Origin of the sequence: Stenotrophomonas sp. TWI1183 (assembly GCF_039673115.1) — a bacterium.
Lineage (GTDB): Bacteria > Pseudomonadota > Gammaproteobacteria > Xanthomonadales > Xanthomonadaceae > Stenotrophomonas > Stenotrophomonas maltophilia_AA.
The window spans coordinates 59,409-83,930 of the sequence record NZ_JBDJKZ010000020.1 but is presented as its reverse complement, the minus strand read 5'-3'; the positions used below and the strand labels follow the sequence as shown (position 1 = coordinate 83,930).

23 protein-coding genes and 1 pseudogene are annotated in these 24,522 nt (G+C 65.9%); 12 read left to right on the top strand and 12 right to left on the bottom strand.

The genetic code is table 11. The features are described from left to right. Nucleotides 1–114: 114 nt before the first annotated feature. Entirely contained in the window at nt 115–909 is a 795-nt protein-coding gene (locus tag ABE434_RS16160; protein ID WP_346479546.1) for a dienelactone hydrolase family protein, read from the bottom strand. A gap of 207 nt (nt 910–1,116) precedes the next feature. Here ABE434_RS16160 and ABE434_RS16155 point away from each other — a divergent pair, with 207 nt between their 5' ends. Further along, complete coding sequence (locus ABE434_RS16155) at nt 1,117–1,713, top strand: SMI1/KNR4 family protein (RefSeq protein ID WP_346479545.1); 597 nt, start codon at nt 1,117–1,119, stop codon at nt 1,711–1,713. Between the two features lie 6 nt (nt 1,714–1,719). On the opposite strand, the gene murD is transcribed toward ABE434_RS16155, so the two are convergent. Genes murD through ABE434_RS16140 form a run of 3 tightly spaced genes read right to left on the bottom strand, consistent with a single transcriptional unit; the run spans nt 1,720 to nt 7,099 of the window. Further along, nucleotides 1,720–3,129: a UDP-N-acetylmuramoyl-L-alanine--D-glutamate ligase gene (gene murD / locus ABE434_RS16150; RefSeq protein WP_346479544.1), complete on the bottom strand. Its 1,410-nt coding sequence runs from the start codon at nt 3,127–3,129 to the stop codon at nt 1,720–1,722. Further along, nucleotides 3,110–4,462, bottom strand: a complete 1,353-nt coding sequence (murL, locus tag ABE434_RS16145; RefSeq protein ID WP_346479543.1) for a UDP-N-acetyl-alpha-D-muramoyl-L-alanyl-L-glutamate epimerase — start codon at nt 4,460–4,462, stop codon at nt 3,110–3,112. Before murL ends, murD begins: the two co-directional genes overlap by 20 nt. Before the next feature lie 33 nt (nt 4,463–4,495). Then, a complete protein-coding gene (locus ABE434_RS16140; protein ID WP_346479542.1) occupies nt 4,496–7,099 on the bottom strand; it encodes a bifunctional aspartate kinase/diaminopimelate decarboxylase in 2,604 nt (867 codons plus the stop codon). A 204-nt stretch (nt 7,100–7,303) separates the two neighbouring features. Between ABE434_RS16140 and ABE434_RS16135 the strand changes: the two genes are divergently transcribed. After that, nucleotides 7,304–8,179: a PhzF family phenazine biosynthesis protein gene (locus tag ABE434_RS16135; RefSeq protein ID WP_346479541.1), complete on the top strand. Its 876-nt coding sequence runs from the start codon at nt 7,304–7,306 to the stop codon at nt 8,177–8,179. A gap of 12 nt (nt 8,180–8,191) precedes the next feature. On the opposite strand, the gene ABE434_RS16130 is transcribed toward ABE434_RS16135, so the two are convergent. Together ABE434_RS16130 and ABE434_RS16125 are read right to left on the bottom strand one after the other, a co-directional pair. Next, on the bottom strand, nt 8,192–9,865 hold the full coding sequence (locus tag ABE434_RS16130) for an amidohydrolase (protein ID WP_346479540.1): 1,674 nt from the start codon (nt 9,863–9,865) through the stop codon (nt 8,192–8,194). An 86-nt stretch (nt 9,866–9,951) separates the two neighbouring features. Next, entirely contained in the window at nt 9,952–10,386 is a 435-nt protein-coding gene (locus ABE434_RS16125) for an OsmC family protein (RefSeq protein WP_346479539.1), read from the bottom strand. 364 nt (nt 10,387–10,750) lie between these two features. On the opposite strand from ABE434_RS16125, the gene ABE434_RS16120 reads away from it, so the two are divergent. The 4 genes from ABE434_RS16120 to ABE434_RS16105 all read left to right on the top strand — a co-directional run bounded on the left by ABE434_RS16120 (nt 10,751) and on the right by ABE434_RS16105 (nt 13,198). Beyond that, a complete protein-coding gene (locus ABE434_RS16120; protein WP_019185677.1) occupies nt 10,751–11,149 on the top strand; it encodes an HU family DNA-binding protein in 399 nt (132 codons plus the stop codon). 455 nt (nt 11,150–11,604) lie between these two features. Beyond that, nucleotides 11,605–11,916, top strand: coding sequence for a DUF3861 domain-containing protein (locus ABE434_RS16115; protein ID WP_257018781.1), 312 nt, complete (start codon nt 11,605–11,607; stop codon nt 11,914–11,916). 52 nt (nt 11,917–11,968) lie between these two features. Next, complete coding sequence (locus tag ABE434_RS16110; protein ID WP_346479538.1) at nt 11,969–12,502, top strand: hypothetical protein; 534 nt, start codon at nt 11,969–11,971, stop codon at nt 12,500–12,502. Between the two features lie 99 nt (nt 12,503–12,601). After that, nucleotides 12,602–13,198 carry a DUF1439 domain-containing protein gene (locus tag ABE434_RS16105; RefSeq protein WP_179460981.1) on the top strand — a complete coding sequence of 199 codons (597 nt, stop codon included), beginning with the start codon at nt 12,602–12,604 and terminating at the stop codon, nt 13,196–13,198. Nucleotides 13,199–13,273: 75 nt separating this feature from the next. Here the strand turns inward: ABE434_RS16105 and ABE434_RS16100 are convergent, their stop codons facing one another. Next, nucleotides 13,274–13,816 carry a type 1 glutamine amidotransferase domain-containing protein gene (locus ABE434_RS16100; RefSeq protein ID WP_346479537.1) on the bottom strand — a complete coding sequence of 181 codons (543 nt, stop codon included), beginning with the start codon at nt 13,814–13,816 and terminating at the stop codon, nt 13,274–13,276. Nucleotides 13,817–13,937: 121 nt separating this feature from the next. After that, a complete protein-coding gene (locus tag ABE434_RS16095; protein WP_176990804.1) occupies nt 13,938–14,405 on the bottom strand; it encodes an SET domain-containing protein-lysine N-methyltransferase in 468 nt (155 codons plus the stop codon). A gap of 173 nt (nt 14,406–14,578) precedes the next feature. Between ABE434_RS16095 and ABE434_RS16090 the strand changes: the two genes are divergently transcribed. Genes ABE434_RS16090 through ABE434_RS16065 form a run of 6 tightly spaced genes read left to right on the top strand, consistent with a single transcriptional unit; the run spans nt 14,579 to nt 20,249 of the window. Beyond that, the gene (locus tag ABE434_RS16090) at nt 14,579–15,031 is read left to right on the top strand and encodes an SUF system Fe-S cluster assembly regulator (protein ID WP_026070170.1); all 453 of its coding nucleotides are present in this window, start codon (nt 14,579–14,581) and stop codon (nt 15,029–15,031) included. A gap of 13 nt (nt 15,032–15,044) precedes the next feature. Beyond that, a complete protein-coding gene (gene sufB / locus ABE434_RS16085; RefSeq protein ID WP_176990805.1) occupies nt 15,045–16,520 on the top strand; it encodes a Fe-S cluster assembly protein SufB in 1,476 nt (491 codons plus the stop codon). Then, nucleotides 16,517–16,924 (top strand): lysozyme inhibitor LprI family protein, encoded by a 408-nt coding sequence (locus tag ABE434_RS16080; RefSeq protein WP_176990806.1) that lies wholly within the window; start codon nt 16,517–16,519, stop codon nt 16,922–16,924. Before sufB ends, ABE434_RS16080 begins: the two co-directional genes overlap by 4 nt. Before the next feature lie 45 nt (nt 16,925–16,969). Continuing rightward, nucleotides 16,970–17,734 (top strand): Fe-S cluster assembly ATPase SufC, encoded by a 765-nt coding sequence (gene sufC, locus ABE434_RS16075; RefSeq protein WP_346479536.1) that lies wholly within the window; start codon nt 16,970–16,972, stop codon nt 17,732–17,734. Continuing rightward, complete coding sequence (gene sufD / locus ABE434_RS16070) at nt 17,734–18,996, top strand: Fe-S cluster assembly protein SufD (protein ID WP_346479535.1); 1,263 nt, start codon at nt 17,734–17,736, stop codon at nt 18,994–18,996. Before sufC ends, sufD begins: the two co-directional genes overlap by 1 nt. Further along, nucleotides 18,993–20,249: a cysteine desulfurase gene (locus ABE434_RS16065; RefSeq protein ID WP_346479534.1), complete on the top strand. Its 1,257-nt coding sequence runs from the start codon at nt 18,993–18,995 to the stop codon at nt 20,247–20,249. The genes sufD and ABE434_RS16065 overlap by 4 nt, the downstream gene beginning before the upstream one ends. Nucleotides 20,250–20,369: 120 nt before the next feature. Here ABE434_RS16065 and ABE434_RS16060 read toward each other — a convergent pair whose 3' ends face one another. From ABE434_RS16060 to ABE434_RS16045, 4 genes and pseudogenes are all read right to left on the bottom strand, one after another. Continuing rightward, complete coding sequence (locus tag ABE434_RS16060; protein WP_346479533.1) at nt 20,370–20,966, bottom strand: hypothetical protein; 597 nt, start codon at nt 20,964–20,966, stop codon at nt 20,370–20,372. 267 nt (nt 20,967–21,233) lie between these two features. After that, nucleotides 21,234–21,674, bottom strand: coding sequence for a hypothetical protein (locus ABE434_RS16055; protein WP_346479532.1), 441 nt, complete (start codon nt 21,672–21,674; stop codon nt 21,234–21,236). Nucleotides 21,675–23,101: 1,427 nt separating this feature from the next. Beyond that, nucleotides 23,102–23,548 (bottom strand): ankyrin repeat domain-containing protein, encoded by a 447-nt coding sequence (locus tag ABE434_RS16050; protein WP_346479531.1) that lies wholly within the window; start codon nt 23,546–23,548, stop codon nt 23,102–23,104. A 108-nt stretch (nt 23,549–23,656) separates the two neighbouring features. Next, a pseudogene (locus ABE434_RS16045) lies at nt 23,657–24,520 on the bottom strand (RHS repeat-associated core domain-containing protein); the annotation flags it as partial. Nucleotides 24,521–24,522: the final 2 nt, after the last annotated feature.

The window sequence follows — 24,522 nt, the reverse complement described above, 5'->3', positions numbered from 1 at the left end:
CTTGCGCGCGGGTTTGGGGGGGGGGGGGGGGGGCGGGCGGCCGCGCGGCGGCGCCCCCCCCCCCCCCGGCACTACCCACCGAGCGCTGGCCGATACCCCGCGTCTCATTACGTCTCAGCGCTTCTCGAACCGCTCGTCGAAGAACTCATCCAGTGCCTTCCACGCGCGCTTGGCCGCACGCGGGTTGTACACGCAGCCCGGCGGGCTGTTGGCGTCCGATTCGGCGAAGCAGTGCACCGCGCCGCTGTAATTGGTGAATTCCCAGTCGATCTTGGCCGCGTTCATTTCCTGCTCGAAGCTGGCGATGTCATCCTTGCTCACGCTCTTGTCGTCGGCGCCATTGAGCACCAGCACGGACGGATGCGTGCCACCGGCCTTGGCCGGCAGCGGCGAGCCCAGTCCGCCATGCAGGCTGACCACACCGGCCAGCGGCGCACCGGCGCGCGCCATCTCGAGCACGGTCGTGCCGCCGAAGCAGAAGCCGACCGCGCCGATCCGGCTGGCATCCAGCGGCGCCTTCCCTGCCTGGGCCTTGAGCACCTCGATCGCCTTCAGCGCACGCGCCCGCAGCACCGGACGGTCATTGCGCAGCTTGGTCGCCACCGGCCCGGCCTCGGCATCGGTCTTCGGGCGCACGCCCTTGCCGTACACATCGGCGACCAGCACCACGTAGTCGTCGCCGGCCAGCTGCTTGGCCTTGGCGATGGCCGAGTCGTTGACGCCCTTCCAATTGGGCACCATCACCAGCCCCGGACGCTTGTCGTTGTCACCGTCGTCGTAGACCAGCACGCCGCTGAAGGTGGTGCCATCCTGGGTCCACTCCACCGGCTTGGCCTGCATCGCCGCCAGCGCGGGCAGCGCCGTCATCCCCAACAGCACCGCCGCACCCCACCGCCATTGCCTGTTCATGCGTCTGCTCCCGACAGAAAGAGCCCCGAGTGTATGACGGCCGGTTGACGGGACCGTGTAGAAGCGCCGGGTCCGCGTGCCCCCCGTGATCCGGCAGACCGGCCGCGCCCGACCTCATCTGAATTAACCACCTCCGTCCCTGTTATTGAATTAACTACCTCCGTCCCTGTTATGGCAGGCTGGCCGGCCCTGTTTACGGAACACTTCATGAGTCTTGTCGACCGTTTCCTGTCCGGCCTGGTGCCGCGCCTGCCCGAAGACGATGCGCGGATGTGGGCCTGGGTCGAGGGCGCCAGTGCAGCCGATCTGCAGCGCCTGCGCAAGCGCTGGCCGCAGGCGCCCCAGAGCCTGCTTGCACTGCTGGCGCGGGTCGACGGCACGCATTTCCGCGCCTACCCGGGTGGCGAGGTCGTGGTGCTGATGCTGGGCTCGGACGTCGAAGAAGGGCATTACCCCTACTACCTGCGCTCGGTGGAACAGATGTTCGAGGACAGCGCGCAGTGGGATGACAGCATCCGCTCGATCTACGAGGAATGGCTGGAGGAAGACCCGGAGATTCTCGGCGACGGCATCGATGCCGACCTGCCGATGGGCAAGCGCCTGTGCTTCTCGCACTGCATGAACAACGGCGGCAGCTCGATGCTGTACCTGGATTTCGATCCCGCCCCCGGTGGCACGGTTGGCCAGGTGGTGCGCTATCTGCACGACCCCGACAGCTACCGGGTGATCGCGCCGAGCTTCGATGCATACCTGCAGCAGCTCATCGAAAACGACTACGCCTTCATCGATGAGGAAGAGGTCTGACGTGACTCAGGCGATGCCGATGCCCGGGATCGCCGTGATCTGGTCCGGATCGAAACCGGCCAGTTCAGCGAAGTGGCGGCCACGGGCGACGTAGTCGCGGTATACGCCATAGCTCGGCGCCCCCGGCGACAGCAGCACCACCCCACCCTGCCCGCCCAGCGCCTTGCCGGCCAGGTCCATGGCCTCGGGCAGGTCGGCAGCGGCATGCAGCCCGAAGCGGCCGGCATCGGCCAGCGGCTGCAGCAGTGCGTGGATGCGTGGCCCGTTGGCCCCCATCGTGACGATCTCCACCGGCGGCACGTCGTGCGCCATGTGCGCGACGAAGTCGTGCCAATCCAGGCCACGATCATGTCCGCCGACCAGCAGCGCGATGCGTCGCCCGGCGAAGCACTCCAGTGCGGCCAGGCTCGCGTGCGGCGTGGTGCTGATCGAATCGTTGACGAAGGTGATGCCGTCGCGCATGCCGATCGTCTGCAGGCGGTTCGGCAGCGGGCGGAAATCCTGCACCGCCGGGGCTAGCCCCACCGCGTCCAGGCCCAAGGCCTCGATCGCGGCCAGCACCGCGCACAGGTTGCCGCGGTTGTGCCGGCCCGGCAGCGGCGTATGTGAGGTATCGAACACCGCCTGCTCGCCGCGATGCACGACATCGCCACGCATATGCCAGCCCTGCGGCTGGTTGAACCAGATGACCTCGCTCTCAGGCAGCGACACCCCTGCCAGGTGCGGGTCGGCGGCGTTGAGCACCGCGATCCGCGGCGCGGCCTCGGTGACCAGCCGCAGCTTGTCCTCGATGTAGCGTGCCTCGCTGCCGTGCCAGTCCAGGTGCTCGGGGAACAGGTTCAGCACGATGGCGACCTGCGGGTGCGCGCCACTGCGCGCGACCTCGCCGGTCTGGTAGCTGGAGAGCTCCACCGCCCAGTACCGCGGCGCCGGCTGCGGGTCCAGCACTTCCAGCAGCGGCAGGCCGATGTTGCCGATCAGCCCGGTGCGCGCGCCCGAGGCACGCAGCAGATGCGCCAGCAGTGCGGTAGTGGTGCTCTTGCCCTTGGTGCCGGTCACGCAGACGGTGTCGTGCACGATGCCGTCGGCGGCGGCCTGTTCGGCGAACCACAACGAGGTGCCGCCGATGAACTGCGTGCCCTGCGCCGTGGCGTGCAACGCAGCTTCGCCATACGGGCTGATGCCCGGCGACTTGATCACCACCTCGAACGCGGCCAGTGCCTCGCCGGTGACATCCGAACGGACCGTCAGCGCGCCGTGGGTTTCCTCGTGCGCACCGGCAGCCTCGGCCTCCGGGCAGAACAGGGTCAGCGGCAGCGACGGCAGCCGCTGCTGCAGGACGCGGAACGCCGCGCGTCCCTCACGTCCCCATCCCCACAACGCAACGCGCTTGCCTTCAAGCTGCGAAATTCGCACGCAGACGCTCCCAGATCGCCGGCGGGATGCGGTGTTCGCCTTCCAGCGCCAGCAGCGGCTCGATCTGCAGTTCGGTGACATCCAGCTGCGGGCGGATCTCGTGGACGAAGCGCTTCACCAGCGCGTCTTCATTCCATTCCGGGCGCGCGGCCAGGGTGGCCATCGCGGCGCGTGATTCGCGGCCTTCGCCCACGCACTCGAACGGTTTGTGGTCCTGGAATTCTAGAAGTGCATCGAAGCCCGGGGCCTGCTCGATATCGTCGAGCAGGTTGCGGCCGAAGATGCCGACCAGGCGCATCTTCGGCATGAACGGGGCCAGCGCCAGGAACACGAAGTGGCACTTCGGGCAGACGCCGCACCAGCGGTTCACCGGGCGCTCGCCCAGGATGTGGAAATTGCGGTTGCAGCTGGAGAAATGCGCGTCGTAGACATCGCTCTTGGCGAACTGACGCGCCACTGCCAGCTCCGAGAGCGGGCGCAGCAGCGAGTAATAGTGCAGGTCCGCGGCGACGTGCCGTTCCAGATGCTCGCCGAAGGCCTGCTCGAACGCCCAGCCCTTCGACCACTGGTGATTGACCTCGCCCGTGCCCGGAATCTGGCTGCCATAACTGGCCGAGCGCTCGTTGGAGAACACCACCTGGTCCACGCCCTGCAGCAGCGCGGCCAGCACCATGATCGCCGAGTTCACCGCGGTGACCGGGATATGGCCGTTCCAGGCGCCCTGGCGGTTGAGCTCGAACAGCTCCGGGGCCAGCGTGCGGCCGATGTTGAGGATCGGCAGGCCGGTGCGCTCGGCGCAGGCGCGGATCAGCTGCGAGCCGCCGATCCACGTGACCGTTTCGGCGATGCCCAGGCTGCGCAGCGCTTCGATGCTGACCAGCGAATCCTTGCCGCCGCCGATGGCGACCAGCGCGTGTTCGCGCAGGCCCAGCGCCGGCGCCGCGAAGGCCTCGCCGTCCACCGGCAGGCGGAAGCGGCCACGCAGGTTCAGGCCATTGCGGTAGGCGAATTCGCCCAGGCCGTTGAGGTACACGGTCTCGACCAGCGCCGCGGTCGCCGCATCGATCGTGTAGCTGTCGATGCGCACCTGTTCGGGCACGCCGGCCTTGTAGTAGCTCACGCCGGCGATCAGGTGCAGCAGGCGCAGCGCGCGCTGCACCGCCTCGGCACGGTCACCCTCGAGCACGAACGGCGCGCCCGGAATGGTCACCGTCTCGATCAGCTCCGGGCCGTCATCGAAGGCGTAGACCAGCTGCGCCACGCCGGTGTCCGCGGCGAATTCGCAGCGGACGAAGCGGAAGACGGCAACCTGGTGTTTATCAAAAGCAGTCATGGTGTATCCGGTTTGGAAGGCGGCTGGCAGCACTCAAGGACCATCATCGATGACGTCCTCGCGCGGCAGCTCGCGCTGGTTGTAGGTGTTGGCCATGACGTAGCCGTACGCGCCCGCGTCGGCGATCAGCATCACATCCTCCGGCGCGGTCGAAGCCGGCAGGCGGCGGCGCTTGCCGAACACATCGCTGGATTCGCAGATCGGCCCGACCACATCGAACAACGCTTCGGAGTAGCCGCTCAGGCGGCTGAGGTTCTCGATGTCATGCCAGGCGTCGTACAGGGCCGGACGCATCAGGGTGTTCATGCCCGCATCCAGGCCGACACGGCGGATGCCGTCCTTCTCGACCACCTGGGTGGCCCGCGCCAGCAGCACGCCGGACTCGGCCACCAGGTAACGACCCGGCTCGATCGCCAGGCGGAACGCGGGGTGCACCGCCTTCACTTCGGCCAGGCCAACGGCCCAGGCCTCCAGATCGAACGGCTCGTCATCGGCGCTGTACGGGATCGGCAGGCCACCGCCGATGTCGATGGTCTCGACGCTGCCGATGCGGCGGGCGAACCCGGCCAGTTCATCGCACATCAGGCGCCAGTGCTGTGCGGTTTCCACGCCGCTGCCCAGGTGCGCATGCAGGCCGACCACGCGGGTGCCCAGCTCGCCGGCGATGCGCACGAACTCATCCACGCGGGCGATCGGCAGGCCGAACTTGGAGTCCTTGCCACCGGTGCGGACCTTGGCATGGTGGCCTTCGCCACGGCCCAGGTCCACGCGCAGCCACAGCTCGCGGTTGCTGAACAGTTCCGGCCAGCGCTGCAGCGCTTCCACGTTGTCCAGGGTGACGGTCACGCCCAGCGCGAACGCGGCATCGTACTCGGCGTGCGGCGCGAAGCTGGGAGTGAACAGCACGCGCTTGGGCGACAGCGTCGGCAGCGTGTTGAACACATGCTTGAGCTCGCCGTGCGAGACGCACTCCAGACCGAAGCCTTCCTGCTCCAGCACTTCCAGGATGGCCGGGTGCGAGTTGGCCTTGATCGCGTAGTAGCGCTGGTCGATCGCCTTGATCGCGTTCAGCGCGCGCGCACGCGCCCGCACCGTGGCCAGGTTGTAGACGTAGCGCGGCGTGCCGGCCTGGGCGAGGGTCAGCAGGTGCTCGCGCTGGCCGCGCCACCAGGCGGTTTCGCGCGGGCGGATGGTGCCCGCGATTTCACGCCAGCGCGGGCCGAACACTTCGCCCTCTTCCACCGGCATCGCGCCGCTGTCGATCAGCTCGGCGTGCAGGATCGGCAGCAGTCCGTCCGCATCGGCCTCGTCGATGACGAAGGTCAGGTTCAAGTCGTTGGACGACTGCGAAATCATGTGCACGCGTTCGCGGCCGAAGGTGGCCCACACGTCCGAGAGCTTGTGCAGCATCGAGCGCATGCCGCGGCCGACCAGGGTGATCGCCGCGCACGGCACGATGATCTTGACCTTGCAGATCTGCGACAGGTCGGCCGACAGCGCGGCCAGCACATCGGTGCTGACCAGGTTTTCGGACGGGTCCAGCGAGACGGTCACGTTGGTTTCGGCCGAACCGATCAGGTCGACGGAGAGGCCATGCTTCTTGAACAGCCCGAACACGTCGGCCAGGAAGCCGACCTGCTGCCACATGCCGATGCCTTCCATCGAGACCAGCACGATGCCGTTGCGGCGGCTGATCGCCTTCACGCCCGGCACCGCCGCGGCGTTGCCATCGATGCTGGTGCCCGGCAGCTCGGGGCGTTCGGTGTCCAGGATCGCCATCGGCACGCCGGCATCGCGGCACGGCTTGATCGAGCGCGGGTGCAGCACCTTGGCGCCGGTGGTCGCGATCTCCTGCGCTTCGTAATAGTCCAGGCGGGTCAGCAGGCGCGCATCCGGCACGTCCTTCGGGTTGGCGCTGAACATGCCCGGCACATCGGTCCAGATCTCCACGCGGCTCGCGCCGAGCAGTGCACCGAAGTACGCCGCGGACGTATCCGAACCACCGCGACCGAGGATGGCGGTGCCACCATCGGCATGACGGGAAATGAAGCCCTGGGTGATCAGCATGCGGGTTGGCTGGGCGCGGAAACGCGTGGCCCAGTCGGTCTCGGCACGCCACTGGCAATTCACCGACAGGCGCTGCGACCACTCGCTCTGGCTGGGCTGCGGCGGCAGCGCATCGAGCCATTCGCGCGCGTCCATCCAGCCGAAATCCAGGCCGCTGGCGCGCAGGTAGGCGGCGCCAACGGTCGAGGACAGCAGCTCGCCCTGGCCCAGCACCTCGGCCTGCCACTCCAACGGCCGCCCGGCGGCACGCGGATCGTCCAGCAGCCCGGAAAGCGCGGCCAGACGGACGTCCAGCGCGGTGGCGTCCAGCTCGAGTTCGGTCAGGAATTCACGGTGGCGCGCGACCAGCGCGGCGACACGGTCGCGGCTGTCGGCGGCGCCATCGGCGATCGCGGTGAGTTCATTGGTCACCCCGGACAACGCCGACACCACCACCAGCACGCGCGAGCCCGTCTCTTCCGCCCGTTTTTTCGCCAGTTTGCCGATGGTGTCCCAGCGGTGACGACGCGACACGGAGGTGCCGCCGAACTTCAGTACGATCCAGCGATCGACAAGGGGGGAAGCTGACATGGAGGTGGAGGTTTGGGTAGTGAGGGGGATCGCCCGGCACGCCGGGCCGAACCCCCGATTCTATGCCAAGCCTGGCCGTTGCAGGGCCCGGGGTGCCCAGGCGGGCCGGATTTGTGCCGACACCGGTCCACGCGCCGCCGTACACGGCCCGGGAGGCGGCGCCGGTTGGTAAGCTGCCCGCCCGTTTTCGTCGAGCGTACCGCCATGACCTCCCGTCGTTTCCTGCAGCTGGATGTGTTTTCGCCCTACCCCGGCGCCGGCAACCCGTTGGCCGTGGTGCTCGATGCGCAGGGCCTGGACGAGACGGCGATGCAGGCCATCGCCCGCTGGACCCGGCTGCCCGAGACCACCTTCGTGTTCCCACCGCAGGCCCCGGGCGCCAGCTACGGCATCCGCATGTTCAGTCCGCAGAAGGAAGTGCCGTTCGCCGGCCATCCCAGCGTGGGCACCGCCCATGCGGTGCTGGAACTGGGCGTGGCCGCGCCGGTGGAGGGCGTGCTGATCCAGGACGGCATCGCCGGGGCCCTGCCGCTGCGCGTGGATGGCAGCGGTGAGGCCCGCACCATCGCAATCCGCACCCCGCGCGCCGCCGTGGCCGAAGTGACCACTGCCGCCGATCCCCGCCTACAGGCCGTCCTGGCCGGTTGGCCGCTGGGCAGCCTGCCGCCGGCGCGCATGGCCGGTGGCCGCAGCTGGTGGGTGGTGGAACTGGCCGACGAAGCCGCCCTGCGCGCGCTCACCCCCGACTGGGACGCCGTGGCAACGCTGGCCGAGGCGACCGACAGCATGGGTGTGTTCGCTTATGCGCGCAGCCAGGGCCAGGCCTGGGATCTCGCGGTCCGCGCCTTCGTCGGCAATGGCCGTCGCTTTGAAGATGCTGCCTCCGGTGCGGCCAATGCCGTGCTCGCCGCCTGGCTGGACAGCCGCGACGCGCTGCCGGGCACCGCGCACGGGTACGTGGTCAGCCAGGGCCGGGAAGTCGGCCACGATGCGCGCCTGACCCTGCGCATCGATGACCATGGTGACGTCTGGTCCGGCGGCCAGGTGCAGACCGTCATCCGCGGCACGCTGGACTGGTAAACCCGCCGCGCCTCAGCGCGCCGCCTCGTATACCGGTGCGCCATCGACCCAGGTCGAGCGCACCTGCAGGTCGGCCAGCGCGGCCGGCGGAATGCTGAGCGGGTCGCGGTCGAGCACGACGAAGTCCGCGCGCAGTCCGGGCTGCAACCGTCCCACCTGGGCTTCGTCATGCCCTGCCCAGGCGGCGTCGGCGGTGAAACCGCGCAGCGCTTCCGCCGCCGTCAGGCGCTGATCGGGCTGCCAGCCCCCCGGTGGCCGCCCGGCACGGTCCTGTCGGGTAACCGCGGCATACAGACCCAGGCGTGGATCGACCTGCTCGACCGGGAAATCCGAGCCGAGCGCAAGCCGCGCACCGGAGGCCAGCATCCGTCGCCACGCATAGGCACCAAGGATGCGCTCGGGACCGACCCGGTCCTGCGCCCAGCCCATGTCCGACGTGGCGTGGGTGGGTTGCATCGAGGCGATCACGCCGAGCTGGGCGAAGCGCGGAATGTCCTCCAACGCGACCACCTGCGCATGCTCGATGCGCCAGCGATGATCCGTGGCGCGACGCTCGCCCAGCACCTTCTGATAGGTGTCCAGTGCGATCCGGTTGCCGCGGTCGCCGATCGCATGGGTAGCGACCTGGACATGACAGGTATCGGCCCTGCGCACCGCCGTTTCAAAGTCGTCGGGTGAGGTCACCAGCAATCCACGGTTGTGCGGGTCGTCGCTGTAATCGGCCAACAGCGCGGCCCCGCGGCTGCCCAGCGCCCCATCCATGAACAGTTTCACCCCGCGCATTTCCAGGCGGCCACCGGCGTGCTGGTACGCGCCCTGTGCACAGAGATCCGCCAGGGCATCGCCATTGCCATCGGCATACGCATCGATGCGCAGAGGCAACCTGCCGGCATCGGCGAAGCGGCGCATCAGGGCCAGATCGGCGCGCGATACGCCCATGTCGTGCACACCGGTCAGGCCCTGGCTGACCGCCTTGTCCAGCGCGCGGGCCAGCATCTGCTCGCGCGCGGCCTCGCTCGGCGCCGGGATCGCGGCCTGCACGAGCGACATCGCTTCATCGACGAACACCCCACTCGGTTGCCCCTTGGCATCGCGCACGATGCGCCCGCCGGCCGGTTGCCAGCTGCCCTTCAATCCGCGTTGCCCGGGTTGCCGTGCGACGGCGCGCAGTGCCGCGCTGTTGCCCCAGCCGGCATGGCCATCGATGCGGCCCAGCCAGACCGGCCGGTCCGGGAACGCCGCGTCGAGATCGGCCACGGTCGGGAACTGTTTGTCCGGCCAGCGATTCTGGTCCCAGCCGCTGCCCAGCAGCCAGCCCTCGGGATTGTCAGCCGCGAAGCGCTGCAGCCGCGCGACGATGTCCCGGGTACTGGTCGCGCCGGTGAGGTCGGCCTGCATCAGGGTGCCGCCGAGGAACATCAGGTGGGCATGCGCGTCGATCAGGCCCGGAATCACGGTCGCCTGGCCGACGTCGGTCAATGCCGCGAGTGGATACAGCGTGAGCATCGCCTGCCGGTCACCGACGGCAAGCACGCGCCCGGTATCGGTATCCCAGGCCAGCGCGGTGGCGGCCGGTGCGTCGGGATCGCCGGTGTGGATGGTCTCAGCGGTCAGCAGGCGGACATCGGCCTGCGCGGTGCCGGCCAGCAGGCAGGCGATCAGGGCGGCAAGAGCGGTCGGACGCATGCAGAGACCCCACAACAGGAAAGCGGCGACTATGCGGCCGCCGCTTTCCCATCACAATCTGCTGTGCACCAATCCGTCTGCGCGGATCAGCCGGCCAGCTCGGCCTCGAGCGTGATCGGTACCGCGCTGAGTGCCTTGGACACCGGGCAGTTCTGCTTGGCGTCATCGGCGATGGCGCGGAACTGGGTGGCCTCGATGTTCGGCACCACGGCCTTCACCTTCAACGTGATCTGCGACAGCTGCGGGCCACCTTCCATCGAGAGGTCGACCTTGGCTTCGGTATCCAGCGAAGTGGGCACGAAACCGGCCTCGGTGAGCTTGGCCGACAGCGCCATGGTGAAGCACCCGGCGTGCGCGGCGGCGATCAGTTCTTCCGGGTTGGTGCCCTTCTCGTCGCCGAAGCGGCTGCTGAAGGCATAGCGGGTTTTGTCCATCAAGCCGCTCTGGGGCGTACTCAATTGTCCCGTGCCTGTCTTGAGGTCACCTTCCCAATGCGCGGTGGCATGACGCGAAATACCCATCGTTGATCTCCTGCGGGATGAATGGCCTGGCCAGCCTAGACCGGTCCGCGTTAGCACCGTGTCTGGCTGCCGTCAGGCGATCGGCAGACGCCGCCCCCAGCTGAATCGGATCTCAAGACGGATGCTGTTTTCAAGTGGTTTTCGTGCGACAGTCGGGGTGCGACGGTCCATGACCGATGGCCTCCGCCGCGAGGGCGGACCCTGTTTTTTGGCTATGACCTGATGCACTGCGGTAACGAAGGGCGTGGAAATCACGAATTTTTATGCGTTTGCCTATTGGCGGCGCCCCATAGTTGCCCTACATTTCGCTTGCCGACGGGGTTCGGCGCGACCAAACAACCAACCGTTCACGGAACAGGAAACCATGGCAAAGACCGCTAAGAAGGCTGCCCCGAAGAAGGCAGTAAAGAAAGTCGCTACGAAGGCAGCCGCGAAGCCGGCCGCTCCCAAGCCGATCAAGGAAGTGCTGAGCAAGTCTGGTCTGGTTGCACACATCGTTGAAGCGTCCGGCGTTGTCGCCAAGGACGTGCGCGCCGTGCTCGCCTCGCTGGAAGGCGCCGTCGCCGCTTCGGTGCACAAGAAGGGCGCTGGCAGCTTCACCCTGCCGGGCCTGCTGAAGATCTCCACCGTCAGCGTGCCGGCCAAGCCGAAGCGCAAGGGCATCAACCCGTTCACCAAGGAAGAGCAGTGGTTCGCCGCCAAGCCGGCCTCCACCAAGCTGAAGGTGCGTCCGCTCAAAAAGCTCAAGGACGCTGCGCTCTAACACGCGCGCTTCCTGCAGCACCCGGACGGGACGGCTCACGCCGTCCCGTCTTTTTTTTGACTGTTCCGCCATTCGAATCGCGGCGGTTGGTGGGTCGGGCGCTGGGCCGTGATGCCCTTGCCGGCGAATGTCCCCCGGCCGCCGCCTGGCGGCGACGGCCTCCTCCTTGATTTCGCCCACAAGGGCATCACGACCCACGTCTGGAGACCATTGGCGCCGCAAACCAAGCTCCGGTTCGCAGCACGCTTGCAGCAAGCCGAGCCCCGCAGCGAAACACAGCGTTTCCAAAGACGTTCGCGCCGCCTGCTTCCTGCGCAGATGCCTGTCCTGCCGTGATCCACGGCATGGCAGAACCGACCGGAACGCACAGGGTGGAACACTGCGTGCGACCGCGCCTGTCGTCGCGGTACGGATCGCAGCCTATGGTGGGCTTGTCCCCCACCGTGCAGGCAGCCATGGCCAGCTCTTCTTCCCAGCGTTACCGCATCACCGTCACCCCGATCGAAAAGGACGGCCTGCAGTGCAGCGGGCGCTGCACCATCGAGCTGGAACATCGCGCGCAGCAGGACTGGATGCGCCTGCTGGAAACCGCGCGGCGCACCACCGGGCTCAGCGGTGACGAGCGTGCCGCGGCGATCGTCGCCACCCAGTTGCTGCGCGATCTCGCCCGGCGCCACGCCGACGAACCCGACCATCCGTTGACCGTGCTGCAGCCTCAGCTGGACGAGGTGCTGGCCGCGCTGGAATCGATCCAGGGCGCGCCCTGAACCAGGCGCCCGCTGCGGCGCTACACTCGGCGCTCTCCGGGGAGACTCCTGCATGCGCCGTGCCGTCCTGTTACTGCCGCTGCTGATCCTGCACGGCTGCTCCTGCCAGCCGCATGCCCCTGCGCCCGATGCCGTCGTCGCGGCGGACAACGCCGCCGCACCAGAGGCGTCGGACGAGGACGCGTCGCCATCACCGTCCCTCTCCACGCCGATCGCTGCCGCCCCCAGCGCGGTGGCTGCCGACGCGCTGGATGAGCCCTCGGTGGTCCACCGTTACATCAGCGCCCTGGCGCAGGGCGACCTCGCCACCGCCGATGCCCACTGGACCGGCGGCAGTCCGGGTGGCCATCCCGACGATGCGGTCCTGCGTGCACTGCCCGGGTTCCGCGGGCTGCGCATCAAGACCCAGACACCGATCGCCCGCGACACGGCCACGCCCTCGCGGCTGCGCGAAGTGCCGGTCCAGATCCGGGTCGGCACGGCAACCGGCACGCTGCGCTTCGAGGGCTGGTATCGGCTGCAGCCCCGCGTGGATGGCAGCGGCTGGGAAATCCATGGCGCCTCGATCCACCCGGTGATGAACTGACCCGCAGCGGAAAGGACGTTGATCTGCGGGCGCGTACGTCAAAGCTGGATTCAGCCGCACGCGCTATTGTTGGCCTCTCACTCCCCACGGCCTGCCGCCATGAATGTTCGCCCGCTGTTGTCCCGCCTCGCCGCCTGCACCGTGTTGCTCGCCGCCGCCATCGGCGCGCAGGCCGCGCCCAGCGTCTCCGGCCGCCAGTTGTCGGTCGGTGCCACCGATGTGCAGCAGTATCTCGATGGCAGTTTCCCGCGTACCCAGAACGCGCTGGGCGGGTTGATCGCGATGACGATGAGTCACCCGCAGCTTACCCTGCCGCAGGGCAGCCGACTGGACCTGGGCTTCGATGTGGCCATGGCCACCGCCGGCAGCAGCCCGGCACCGCTGGGCAAGGTGAAGCTCAGCAGCGGCCTGCGCTATGACGCGCAGACCCAGGGCTTCCATCTGCAGGAGCCGACGGTGGATGACTTCACCCCGGCCAACAACGGCGGCAAGCTGGATTCACGCACGCGCAGCCTGCTCAATGCCTGGCTCGCCGATTACGCCCAGCGCGAGCCGATCTACAAGATCGACCCGAGCGTGGGCGCCCTGCTCGGCGCGCTGCAGGTGCAGTCGGCCCAAGTGGAGAACGGCAAGCTGGTGGTCACCTTCAACCAGGATCTCGGCGCACTCGTGCCGGCCGGGGTGCTGGGCAAGTAACCAGGATGGCACCGACCAACGGTCGGTGCCTACACGCTAAATCGGTGCCTGCACGCTCAACCGGTGCCTGCACACTCAACCGGCCAACGCCTTGGCCACCGCATCGGCGAACGCCGGGATGTCACCCGGCTTGCGGCTGGTGATCAGGCCACCGTCCACGACAACCTCGGCATCGGTCCATTCGGCGCCGGCATTGCCCAGATCGGTCTTCAACGAGGGCCAGGACGTGACCTTGCGGCCCTTGGCCAGGCCCGACTCGACCAGCAGCCACGGGCCGTGGCAGATCGCCGCGACCGGCTTGCCTGCCGCACCGAATGCCTTGATCAGAGCGACCGCGTCGGTGTCGATGCGCAGCTTGTCGGGATTGATCACGCCGCCGGGAAGGACCAGCGCGTCGTAGTCGTCGGCCTTGGCGCCCTTCAGTGGCGCATCGACCTTCACCTCCTCACCCCAGTCCTTGTCTTTCCAGCCGCGGATCTGGCTGGCGTCGCCGGGCGCGATCACCTTGACCGAGGCCCCCCAGGATTCCAGCAGGCGCTTGGGTTCCTGCAGCTCGGACTGCTCGAAACCATCGGTGGCGAGGATCGCAATGTGCTTGCCGTTGAGTGCGTGTGCCATGGAGCGGCTCCAGTAAGTGGGAGCGTCCAGTGTGGCCACGCGCGCATTGGGCGACGGTGACCACAATGTGCACAGCGTGTCGGCGCAACCACCGACCCACGGTCGGTGGCTGCCAGCGGGATCAGCGCTTGGGCTGCAGCATCGTGCCGGTGCACTTCTTCGAGCCGCAGCGGCATTCCCAGATCTTCTTCAGGCGCGCGGTGTGACGCTCGGCCAGCGTGATGCCGTAGTTGTAGGTCAGCTCATCGCCCGGCTTGATGTCCTTGATCGCCTCGATGAAGACCTTGTCCTCGCGCCGGTTGTCGCCCTCGGCTTCTTCGATCACGGCCTCGCAGTTCGGGTCGCAGCTGTGGTTGAGCCAGCGCGCGTCGTTGCCCTTGTAGTTCGCATCGATGACGTAGTCGTCATTGAGGGTGAACAGGAAGGTATGACCGCTCTCCACATCCCCGGTGTCGTCGGCATCCACGTCGGCGTGGCTGCGCAGCAGACCCTTGTACTGGATGACCCGCTCGCCCTTCTTGATCGGCGCCAGCGCGAACACGCCATTGCCATGGATGGTGGACTTGCGGGCCTGGATCTTCTTGGGCATCTGGCTGACCGTTGCGGTGGGAAGCCCCGATTCTCGCTTAATCTTTGTGATTGCCAAAGCGATGCGGTCCAATAGGCGTCCAAGGCCGCCCTGCGGGCGCCTGAACGGGCGGGTTGGATGCCGCCGGAGAAAAGCGTACAATTTCAGTCCGCTTTATGGTTCTGCACCCCACCATGCTCCGCGTCACCAAGCTTACCGATTACGCCACCGTCGTGTTGACCGTGCTCGCCGCCCGTCCGGGCGAGGTGCTCAGTGCGACTGAACTGGCCGAGTTTGCCCGTCTGGAACCGCCGACTGTCAGCAAACTGCTCAAGCCGCTGGCCCAGGCCGGTCTGGTCGAAGGCCTGCGCGGCGTCCGCGGCGGCTACCGGCTGACCCGCGCGGCGGACCAGATCACGCTGTTCGAGATCGTGGAAGCCATGGAAGGGCCGCTCGGCCTGACCGAGTGCGCCCACGACCACAGCCAGTGCGGCCGCGAGCTGCAGTGTGGCGCGCGCAGCAGCTGGCGGATGATCAACGACGTGGTGTCCGAAGCGCTGCGCGCGGTCACCCTGGCGCAGATCCTGCCCCCTCTTCCCCTTGTTGACGCCCACCGCCGCGCGATCGCGGCGGATGTCGTCTCCTGATCAGGCAGCCCCCATGGCCACCGATACCCTTGATACCGTCGCCACCGGCGATACCCCCAACCGCGAGATCCATGAGCAGCTCGGCCGCAAGTATTCGGCGGGCTTCATCACGGACATCGAATCGGACTCGTTGCCGCCCGGCCTGGACGAGGACACCATCCGTGCCCTCTCGGCCAAAAAGGAAGAGCCGGAATGGATGACGCAGTGGCGCCTGGATGCCTACCGCCACTTCCTGACCATGCCGATGCCGGACTGGGCCAAGCTGCAGATCGCCCAGATCGACCTGCAGGCGCTGAGCTATTACTCCGCGCCGAAGGGCCCGAAGTACGCCTCGCTGGACGATGTGCCCAAGGAACTGCTGGACACCTACGACAAGCTCGGCGTGCCGCTGCATGAGCGCGCCAGGCTGGCCGGCGTGGCCGTGGATGCAGTATTCGATTCGGTCTCGGTCGGCACCACGTTCCGCAAGGAACTGGCCGAGAAGGGCGTGATCTTCTGCTCCATGTCCGAAGCGATCAAGGAACATCCGGAACTGGTCAAACAGTACCTGGGCACCGTGGTCCCGGTCGGCGACAACTACTTCGCCGCGCTCAACTCGGCCGTGTTCTCCGATGGCAGCTTCGTGTTCATCCCTAAGGGCGTGCGTTGCCCGATGGAGCTGAGCACCTACTTCCGCATCAACGCCGGCCACACCGGCCAGTTCGAGCGCACGCTGATCATCTGCGAGGACAAGGCGTACGTGTCCTACCTGGAAGGCTGCACCGCGCCGATGCGCGATGAGAACCAGCTGCACGCCGCGGTGGTCGAACTCGTCGCGCTGGAAGATGCCGAGATCAAGTACTCGACGGTGCAGAACTGGTACCCGGGCGATGAGAACGGCGTGGGCGGCATCTACAACTTCGTCACCAAGCGTGCCGAATGCCGTGGCGCGCGCAGCAAGGTCACCTGGACCCAGGTCGAGACCGGCTCGGCGATCACCTGGAAGTACCCGTCCTGCGTGCTGCTTGGCGATGATTCGGTCGGCGAGTTCCACTCGGTCGCGCTGACCCACCACCGTCAGCAGGCCGATACCGGCACCAAGATGATCCACATCGGCAAGCGCACCAAGAGCAAGATCGTCAGCAAGGGCATCAGCGCCGGCCACGGGCAGAACACCTACCGCGGCCTGGTCAAGATGGAGCGCGGCGCCGAGGGTGCGCGCAACTACACCCAGTGCGATTCGCTGCTGATCGGCAAGAAGTCCGGCGCGCACACCTTCCCCTATATCGAGGTGAAGAATCCCAGCGCGACGGTCGAGCACGAAGCCACCACGTCCAAGATCTCCGACGACCAGCTGTTCTATTGCCGCGCCCGCGGCATCGACCAGGAAAACGCGGTCTCGATGATCGTCGACGGTTTCTGCAAGCAGGTCTTCCGCGAGCTGCCGATGGAGTTCGCGGTGGAAGCCAAGAAGCTGCTGGACGTCAGCCTGGAAGGCTCGGTCGGATGAAGCGCCTGCTCACCCTGGCCGTGCTGCTGTGCGCGGCGGCACCGGCGTTCGCGCAGGACGTGGTGTGCAATCCCGGCGGCAATCAGCTCGAACTCAATGCCTGCGCCGACCAGGAGTTCAAGAAGGCCGATGCCGAATTGAATGCCGTCTACCGCCAGATCGTGACCCGGCTTGCCGGCGAGCCCGTGGCGCTGGCGAAGGTGAAAGCGGCACAGCGGCTGTGGGTGCAGCTGCGTGACGCCGACCTGGAAGCGCGCTACCCGGTGGGCGCGGATGAGAATCCGCGTTTCCTGTACGGCTCGATGTACCCGATGCTGTACTCCGGCGCCAAGGCGGCATTGACCACCACGCGTACCGCTTACCTGCGCAACGAATTCCTCGAGCGCAGCGAATACGACCTCTGAGTCGCGCTGCCTCCAGTTCCCCTATCTGACAAGACGATTATCGACATGTTGAAGATCGACAACCTCCACGCACGCATCGGCGAAAAAGACATCCTGAAGGGCCTCTCGCTCGACGTGAAGCCGGGCCAGGTGCACGCCATCATGGGCCCCAACGGCGCCGGCAAGTCCACCCTGGGCAATGTCCTGGCCGGCCGCGAAGGCTATGACGTCAGCGAAGGCAGCGTGCAGTTCGAAGGCAGGGATCTGCTCGGCCTGGCCCCGGAAGAACGCGCCGCCGCCGGCCTGTTCCTGGCCTTCCAGTACCCGGTGGAAATCCCCGGCGTGAACAACACCTATTTCCTGCGCGCCGCGCTCAACGCCCAGCGCAAGGCGCGCGGCGAGGAAGAGCTGGATTCGATGCAGTTCCTCAAGCTGGTCCGCCAGAAGCTGGCCGTGCTGCACCTGAAGGACGAGCTGCTGCACCGTGGCGTCAACGAAGGCTTCTCCGGCGGCGAGAAGAAGCGCAACGAGATCTTCCAGCTGGCCGTGCTCGAGCCGAAGCTGGCGATCCTGGATGAAACCGACTCCGGCCTGGACATCGATGCGCTCAAGAGCGTGGCCGACGGCGTCAATGCGCTGCGTTCGCCGGACCGTTCGTTCATCGTGATCACCCATTACCAGCGCCTGCTCGACTACATCAAGCCGGACGTGGTGCATGTGCTGGCCGACGGCAGGATCGTGCAGAGCGGCGGCCCGGAACTGGCCCTGGAACTGGAAGCCCACGGCTACCACTTCCTGAAGGACCGCGTGGTGCCGGAGGCAGCGGTCTGATGAGCGCCCTGCTCGATTCCCTCGCCAGCGGCTTCTGCGGCAGCGATGCACGTCGCGCCGAGCTGGACGCCGCCCTGCAGGCCGGCCTGCCCGGCCCGCGTACCGAAGCCTGGAAATACACCTCACTGCGTCAGCTGGAGCGCCGCAGCTTCCAGCCCGCGCCGCTCGCCCCGGCCGTGGTCGATGCCGCCCTGCTGGCCGACATTCCGTCGCCGCGGCTGGTGTTCGTCAACGGCCGTCCGTCCGGCGCGCTGAGCGATGTCGCCGCAGTGCCGGCCGGCGTACAGCTGGCCACGTTGTCCTCGGCGCTGGCCGCCGGCGATGAAGCCGCGCGCTTCCTTGGCCACCGATTCGAGCGCAGCGAGGAAGTGTTCGCCCGCCTCAACGCCGCGCTTGCCGATGAAGGCGTGCTGCTGCGCGTGGAGGAAGGCGTGCAGGTCGAAGCGCCGCTGCAGCTGGTCTTCATCAGCGTGGCCGGCGATGCCGATCTGTCCTGGCACCACCGCCACCTGATCGAACTGCGCAGCGGTGCCGCGCTGGGCGTGGTCGAGCATCACCTGCATGTCGGGGATGCCGCGCACCTGGACAACACCCTGGTGCACGTCCACCTCGCGCAGGACGCCGTGCTCTCGCATGCCCGCGTGCAGGCCGACGCCACCCGCGCCACCTCGCTGCTGCGCACCGACGCCGTGCTGGCGCGCAACGCGCAGTACCGCCGCGTCGATCTGGAGCTGGGCGCCGCGCTGAGCCGCCATGAGCTCAACGTCCGCCTGGAAGGCGACAACGCCCAGCTGACCGCCAACGGCGTGCTGCTCGGCAACGGTCGTCGTCATGTCGACACCCGCCTGGGCATCGAACACATCGCGCGCGACACGAGCTCGGAAATGGTCTGGCGTGGCGTGGCGGCCAACCGCAGCCGCGTGGTCTTCCACGGCGGCATCCACATCCGCGAAGGCGCCGATGGCACCGACGCCAACCTGTCCAACAAGAACCTGCTGCTCTCCGCCGATGCCGAGATCGATACCCAGCCCACGCTGGTGATTGATGCCGACGAAGTGAAGGCCGCCCACGGCGCCACGGTCGGCCAGCTCGATGCGAATGCGCTGTTCTACCTGCGATCGCGTGGCCTGCCGGCCGATCGCGCGCAGCAGCTGCTGAGCGCGGCGTTCTGCCATGAACCGCTGAACGTCCTTGACGCACGCCTGACCGAGCAGCTCACCGCCCAGCTCACCCGAGCGCTGGCCCTGGCGGGCGTCGCATGAACCTGTCCACGCCGCGCCCGGTCGCCGATACCGGCGCCGCGCCCGACTGGGATCGCGTGCGCCTGGACTTCCCGCTGTTGATGCGCGAAGTGCATGGCAAGCCGCTGGTGTACTTCGACAACGCCAACACCGGCCAGAAGCCGGTGCAGGTGATCGGCGCGGTGGACGAGTTCTACCGCCGCTACAACGCCAACGTCAGCCGCGCGGTGCATGCGCTCGGCACCGAAGCGACCGATGCCTACGAGGGCGCGCGCAACAAGCTGGCGCGCTTCCTCAACGTGCGCGCCAGCGAGCTGGTGCTGTGCAGCGGCACCACCTTCGCGATCAACCTGGTCGCGTATTCGTGGGCGCTGCCGCGGCTGAAGGCCGGGGATGTCATCCTGGTCTCGCGCATGGAGCACCATGCCAACATCGTGCCGTGGCAGCTGATCGCCCAGCGCACCGGCGCGACCATCCGCGTGGCCGAGATCACCCCGGACGGCGCACTGGACCTGGACGCACTGCGCAAGGCCATGACCCCCGAGGTCAAGCTGCTCGCAGTCGCCCACGTGTCCAACGTCCTGGGCACGGTCAACCCGGTCCGGGAGATCTGCCGCGAGGCCCGCAAGCGCGGCATCATCACCGTGGTCGACGGCTCGCAGGCCGTCCCGCACCGCAAGGTCGACATCCCCGCGATCGGCTGCGATTTCTACGCCATCACCGGCCACAAGATGTGCGGCCCGACCGGCACCGGTGCGCTGTGGGCCAGGCGCGAGCACCTGGATGCCATGCCGCCGTTCCTCGGCGGGGGCGAGATGATCAAGGAAGTCAGCTTCGAGGGCACCGTATTCAACGATGCCCCGCACAAGTTCGAAGCCGGCACCCCGAACATCGCCGGCTTCATCGGACTGGGCGTGGCGGTGGACTACCTGGAGTCGCTGGGCCTGGAGCATGTGGAAGCCCGCGAAGGCGAGCTGCTGGCGCACTTCACCGAAGAGCTCAACAAGATCGACGGCCTGCGCATCTTCGGCACCACGCCGGACAAGGCGGCGGTGGTCTCCTTCCTGGTGGACGGCGCGCATTCGCACGACCTGGCCACCCTGCTCGACCTGGAAGGCGTCGCGGTCCGCTCCGGCCAGCACTGCGCGCACCCGCTGCTGCAGTACTACGGCGTGGCGGCGACCTGCCGGGCGTCGCTGGCGTTCTACAACACGCATGAAGAAATCGAACGCTTCATCGTGGCGCTGAACAAGGTGCGCAAGCTGCTGGGGTGAGCCGGAGGCACCGGGCGGGGCCCTGCAGAACGCCGCGAGAGATCGCGGCGTTCTGCATTGGCGCCACGCCACACGACCGGCGTCGCTTCGCCATCGCCTGCGCAGACAACCCATTGGTTATTAGCTTCGATTCACGTCGGGTGAGGGCCTCGGCACTGCGTCCTGCTCCTGCGCACGCTCGATCTGCGCGACCAACAGCATCGTTGACGGATCGCCACTGCCGGCATGCGACTTGTGCGCCGCGGCCAGTGCCTCTGCAAGAAATGCCGCGCGCTGCTCCGGATCGGGCTCATCCTGCGCCTGCGCGAAACGGCGCGCCGCGTGATGGTACAGCTCCTGCGGATCGCCCAGCTTGCGCGCCCGCGCCCGCCAGTTCTCCACCGCCACCGCTTCGGCAGGGCCGGCTTCGTAATGGGCGATCAAGCGCTTGATCGCCGCCAGGTCATCGGTCTTCGCCATCGCGAGCACCCCCGCCTTTTCATCGGCAGACAGGTAGACAGAATTGCTGGGCGGGTCGTTCTGGCACGCGACCAAGGCAGGCAACAACAGACACAGCAGCGAGTACCGTTTCATCGATAAGGCACCATAGAGACAGAAGGGAATGGCAGCACCACACGATGCCTCGCCAGTGCCCCGATGTAAGCGATGCGATTGCGTCACCCACCGTGTTTTAAAGGCAGCCAAGCCATCGTAGGCGCGCTTGAAGGCCTGCGCCAACGCAGTATTTCAATGAACTATCGTTAGTCGATTCATCGCGCCATTCCAATCGCGTTGGGGGCGCGCATCTTTTCAATGGGTGCGGTGTGGCGGCGCACCGAGCACAGGCGCTCAGCAACATCGTCGGCCCATATTTTCTTACTTCGCGACACGCCCCTCTATCAGTCTGAACACACCATCTTTCACGAAGCCGCGCTGACTGGCCGAGCGCATAAAGAAGACCCCCGCGGTTGGCGCGGCATCATGACTTCAATGGAGGCAGTCCACTCAGAACGTTACTCTGCTGTAAACAAGGCCCAGTTCTTCATCGTGCAGGACCCATCGACCAGCATCGCCCTCCGGACACAGGTAGAACTTCCCGGCGTAATCTGACGCACGCGACCAAGCGCTGCGGGCGAACTGAGGAAATCGCCGCATGACTCGCGCGGCCGGCATCTCCGGTCTGCTTGCTAGCCTGCAGTCCTCGGGCAGAGTAAGAACCCCGCTGGTCAGACGGAAGACTAGCCACGATTCATTTGTGTCCATGTCGTGCGTCTCGCGTATGTTGACAGCATCCTCAGGCAACCACGCGGGCAACCACTTCGACTCACCGATTGCTTGTCTCGAGAGAGCTTGATTGCGGTCTGCATACTCGGTGCTTGAAACTTCCATGCAACCAGAAAGTGCGAGTGCCAACGTCACCATCAGGAAGAGCTTGCGAGTGTTCATTGGAGGCATGCAAGTCATCAGTAGGCGAAATTTCCACCGGGACTATAGCTCCCGCACATCTGCGAGCAACTCCCAGCAGGGCTCATTTGTCCAGATGATCGTCCGAGCCGATTTGCCAATTGATCCGCAGCGGAGTCAGCGGCAGAGTCGCCCTTGATGTTCTGATCGAACCACTCGCGCCCGTCGCTTATGCACTGAGCAGCAGCAGATCCGCCCATACCCTTCTGTGCGGCCTGGCAGCTTGCCATGCAATGGAAGTACTTATCTTGGCCAACCCATCCATTGTGACACCCACCAACCAAGTGTGTGGCTGACCATCCCGCCCAGCGCCTGGAACTACAAACAATCACGGTGGAGTTGATCAGGTCCTCCCCGAGGCTATCTACTAGACGCCCCAGCAGATCCAACCTATCCCTTGGCTCGATCAGATGTTTCGATACGTGTGAGCCGCGGCTCCCAATGGTGATCCATCAAGCACGCCACCTCAGCTCCAGCCGAAGCCTGAACAAAAACTATACAGCTAGAATCCGACATTCCGTGAGCGCATGCCGGGTCAATCTCCAGAAGGACGCACGCACGCTGGAACTCGAAAGACTCGTCCCTCTCGAAAAATATACCCATATCAAGAATTATGTTCTGCATAGAGAAACCGTCGACGTAAAGGCTTTGCACACCCGTAAGCACTAGTTCAAAGTGCTCAGCACCCAAGGGGTCCGAGAGCTTAATTGCCAAAGTCTTATCATCTTCAATTTCAAGCGCAAAGATTAGGTGGTCGTGAATATCTATGCTCACCGCATCACCTTTTAGGCTAGCAACTTACTGGAACCCAGGCTGGCGCTTGCCATCCAGCCACTCGTGAACATGAGGATTGCGCTGCCCACGATCGTGCCCCGATCCACATCAAATTCTGATCGGCCATTTTCGCCGCAGCATGTCGACTGCTTGCCAAAAACGTGATCGACCCATGAGTTGCCCCCCTATTTGGCAACCCCCGCTGCCTATCAGGCGGACAATCTTCCGGTTCCGAATCACTGCCGCAATATTGCATGAACCAAGTCCGCAGCGGGTTCGCCGGGAACTTCGACACCGCCTGGAGAGTAGACAGAAGAGCCTGCTGAGTGATCTTGTCCGGATATATATACAGCCCCGTTGCGACTCCCCCGCAGTAGTTGGGACCCTCTGGATCAGATTGCTGGCAGCCTCCCGGCGCGATATAGATCGGAGGGGACACAGGACGACCTGCGGACGATGATAGCTGCAACCCGAGTGAAACGATTGATCGCAATGGGTCGCCGCCTACATATTCGCACGTCGCGATTTAGGCGGATGCAGCATATATGCAGATCGAAGGCCAACGCTCTTCGCCCCCTCCTTGAGCGTGACTAGACAACGTAAATGCCAGTCAATTCGACTTGACCCTTGGCAGTTCAATGCTCATCTGGACAGCGTCCCAATCCCTTTAAAAGCGCCACATCTGCGTACTCGGTAGCCATAGATATAGCCGTCTCACCGTTTACCCCAGCTTGACAAGGGTTCGCCCCTCTGTGAAGCAACAAGGTGATCAAGCGCTCATCCTTGACTTTTACAGCCCAAAATATAGCGTTATTTCCACCACCATCCATCGAGTTCGCGTCCGCACCATTCTCTAAAAGCCACACTGCCGACACCGCCTTTCCGTTAGCGATACTGAATGGCAACGGACGCCAACCATCCAAGCGCGCATTGTTCACATCAATACCTTGCGCCAATTTCGCCTCTAATAGCGACGAATCTTCTGATCGCAGTGCATCGTAGAACTCTTGATTTTCCGTGGCGCCGCTACAGGCCAAACATGCGAACACACAGATAATCGAAAAATAGATCATTCGATTCATGGCACAGGCTCAAATTGAAGGAGCTCACCAAGTATGACCTTACTACCCTTCGGAATTTCGTATCGCTCAACCTCCATATTATTCTTTCAGCGAGCATGAGTAAACGCCGATGCCGCCAGCCAACCCAATCGGATCACTCTGCGAGTACCGTCCCACCGCCGGGTCGTACTCGCGCTGGTAGTTGTAGAACATCCCACTGGCACCGGTCGCCTGCTGCCCCGGGAAGCGTAACGCCAGGTCGAAGGCACGCCATCACCGTCAGGATCGGCATTGGGCGCCTGATTGCGAAACACCTCGCTCTTGCTGCTCCACTCCCAGATCGCCATATCGCGCATCGGGTCGATAACCACGCGCGGGGTGCCCAGGTGATCCGGCTGGATGTACGCCACTTCCGGCACGCCAGCACTTGGCGAACTGAACGGTGAGCTGGGCCTCGCCTGACGCCGGTACGCGCAACACACGCTCACCGCGATGGTTGTAGGTGTAGCTCTCAACAACCGCCCCTGCCTGCTTCACCGCGTTCATGCGGTTGACATCGCTGTAGCTGAACTCCCTGCCGCCAATGCTGATCGTATTGCCCGCCGCGTCGTGATTGCGCGCCTCGCCATCAACGGTGAGCAGTCGATGGCTGTCCGCCGGGTAGGTGTAGCTGGCAGTGCCGGCAGCGGTGGTCAGCGCAGTGCGGTTGCCGGTGGCGTCGTAGGCATAGGTTTCGATCGGCGTTCCGGTGGGACCGTCCTGGGTCTGGGTCAAACGCCCCAGGCTGTCGTAGGCGTACTTGGCCAGGGTGGCACTGCCGGTACCGTTCTTGAGTTCGGTAATCGCACCGACCGGATCAAAGACGTAGCCCAGCGACAGGCCACCGGCGGCCGGGTCGTGCACGGCTTGCGGGCGGTAATCCAGGTCCAGCGGGCGTTGCAGCTGCCGACCGTTGCCGTAGGTCCAGCCGGTGGCCGGGCCGAAGGCGGCGTGGT